The following is a 2,460-nucleotide window of genomic DNA, read 5'->3' as shown; positions in this document are numbered from 1 at the left end:
AGGCCCAACAGAAAAAGTATATCCGATTCACTCGCTATGACGTAATTGACGATATTGCAGTCAGCAAACTCCTTTTCGAAAAAGTCTTCTCGTGGGCCAAGGAAAGAAACGTAGATGCCCAGGTGGTTCTCGATGAACAGACCTATGGTGTTGGAGAACATCAGGATGGAGATACCGAGGATGACTCCAGGAATGACCAAGGGGGCTATCATGAGAAAGTAGAGTGCGTTCTTGAAACGGAAGTTCTCCTGTTCAAAGAGAAATGCCGCACAAGTTCCGAGGAATGTTGAAACGATCATGACTGCTATTGCTACCTTGAATGAGGTGAATAGGCTTCTCAGGTTGGTTTGGTCGTGAAAGATGCCATATTTATCCGGTCCATTGCCAAAGAACCAGTCAAGGGTGAATCCCTGCCAGGGAAGGGAAGGGTACATGGAGTCATTGAATGCGAGGATCATTGTTACTAACAGTGGTGCAAAGAGGAAAATAAAATAGAGGATGATAAAGATGGTGAATCCTCCACGATATTTCTTTGAGGAAGGTAAGCTTCTGATCATTTTACCACCTCCTTCAGGTTTTGTTTGGTGAGTTTGAGAAGAACCCATATTATCAGGGAAGAGAGGGCCAAGAGCAGGAACCCAAAGGCCGCTCCCTGGTTCCAGTTGAAATAGAGGATTATCTGGTTGTAAATCTGCTCGGTAAACCAGAGGGAGTTCTTGCCTCCCATCAGGTTAGGGGTAAGGTAACTTCCCAATACCAGCATGAATACGATGATCCCTCCATTGACGAGCCCTGAGGCACAGTGAGGAATAATGATGGTCCTCCAGATGGATATCTTCGATGCTCCCAGGTCATAGGCTGCCTCGATAAGTGAATTATCCAAGTCATCCATAACACCCAAAACAGGGACCACCATGAAGAGCATGCTGGTATATACCAAGCCCATGATCATGGTAATGTCATTGTAGAGCATCTCAACAGGCTCTTTGAACAGACCTATTGAGACAAGGAAATGGTTGAGGATTCCACTCTCCCTGAGGAGGATCATCCAGCCATAGACGCGGATAAGTTCACTGACCCAGAAGGGAACCAAAATGAGGATCATCAGTGCCCCGGTCATTCTCCCCTTTGCTATCTTCGAGATATAGAATGAGACCGGCAGGGAAATGACCATTACCAGGAAGGTAACAATAATCGAATATCCTGCGGTACGAACAAAGGTGAGCCAGTAGATGGGTTCCTTGAAGAACGCCAGATAGTTGTCCAAGGTGAATTTCCCGGTATTTGCCTTGGAAAAAGAGAGTCTCAGAAGCTCAAGGTGGGGGAGCACGATCAAGAGAAAGAGCCAGAGCACGACGGGCAGGAAAAAGAAGAGAAAACCCCATTTGATATGTTGTCTATTCTTCATCATATAACTTCCAATCACTGCGCTTGAAGCAGACAGTCTTATTCAGGTCCCAACCAACCTGTATGCGATCCTTTGAGCGGATATGGTCGTATTCCCTTGTCTGGGGAAGTGCAATCACCAATTCTTCCTCAGTTCCCAAAGGCTTGACCAAAAGACGACTGTTTCCTCCATCAAAGAGGATTGAGGTAACTTCCACGGGAAGGTTTTGGAAATTTTCCCTCCCTTCCCCTGGATTGATGATCACAGCCTCTGGGCGTATGAAGAGATCATACTCGTCATTTTCATTTGCGCTCTCAAATCTCTGGGCCAGACGGAAGTCATACTTATCAGCATATCTGGCTATGGTGTTGCCGCTTTGATCACTGTGAAGCTTTACCCGTAGTTTGTTGTTGTTTCCCACAAACTGGGCAACGAACGAGGACTTTGGTTCATGGTAGAGCTGCTGTGGCGTCCCAATCTGTTCGAAATGACCGTTGTTCATGACTGCAACCATATCACTCATGACCATGGCTTCACTCTGGTCATGGGTAATGTAGACAAATGTTGTTCCAACCTGGGATTGCAGTGTCTTAAGTTCCACTTTCATATGTTCACGTAACTTGGCATCGAGTGCACCCAAGGGTTCATCAAGCAAGAGCACTGTTGGTTCCATGATCAGGCATCGTGCGATTGCAATGCGTTGTTTCTGTCCACCAGAGAGTTGGCTGATCTGTTTTTTCCCCGATTCCGGCAGACCAACCCGCTCCAGTAATTCCCGGACCTTCTTGTCTACATTGGGTCCTTTCTCCCCTCTTCGCCGCAGTCCGAAAGCAATGTTTTCATGCACATTCATCATGGGGAAAAGTGCGAGACTCTGAAAGACCAGGTTCACTGGCCGCTTATTGGGGGCAACCCCATCCATGTTTTTTCCGTTGAAGAGGATGGTTCCCCCGTCAGGCTTATAGAATCCAGCGATCATACGTAGGAGTGTCGTCTTTCCACAACCCGAAGGTCCTAAAATAGAAAAGAACTTTCCATCCTCTACTTCGAATGAAACCTGGTCAACTGCAGTG

Annotated in this window: 3 protein-coding genes; all 3 read right to left on the bottom strand. The window is 46.9% G+C overall.

The annotated features are described in order from the left end of the window. On the bottom strand, positions 1-557 hold a 557-nt coding region (locus JF818_RS12265), incomplete at its 3' end, for an ABC transporter permease (RefSeq protein ID WP_370570336.1). Beyond that, positions 554-1,411 carry an ABC transporter permease gene (locus JF818_RS12260; protein ID WP_198892284.1) on the bottom strand — a complete coding sequence of 286 codons (858 nt, stop codon included), beginning with the start codon at positions 1,409-1,411 and terminating at the stop codon, positions 554-556. The genes JF818_RS12265 and JF818_RS12260, both read right to left, overlap by 4 nt. After that, positions 1,398-2,460: ABC transporter ATP-binding protein (locus tag JF818_RS12255; RefSeq protein WP_198892283.1), on the bottom strand; the 1,063-nt coding region annotated here is incomplete at its 5' end. The genes JF818_RS12255 and JF818_RS12260, both read right to left, overlap by 14 nt.

Source organism: Sphaerochaeta sp. S2 (assembly GCF_016406725.1).
Taxonomy (GTDB): Bacteria; Spirochaetota; Spirochaetia; order Sphaerochaetales; family Sphaerochaetaceae; genus Sphaerochaeta.
The sequence above is the reverse complement of the archived record's forward strand: the minus strand, read 5'-3'. Positions and strand labels throughout refer to the sequence as shown.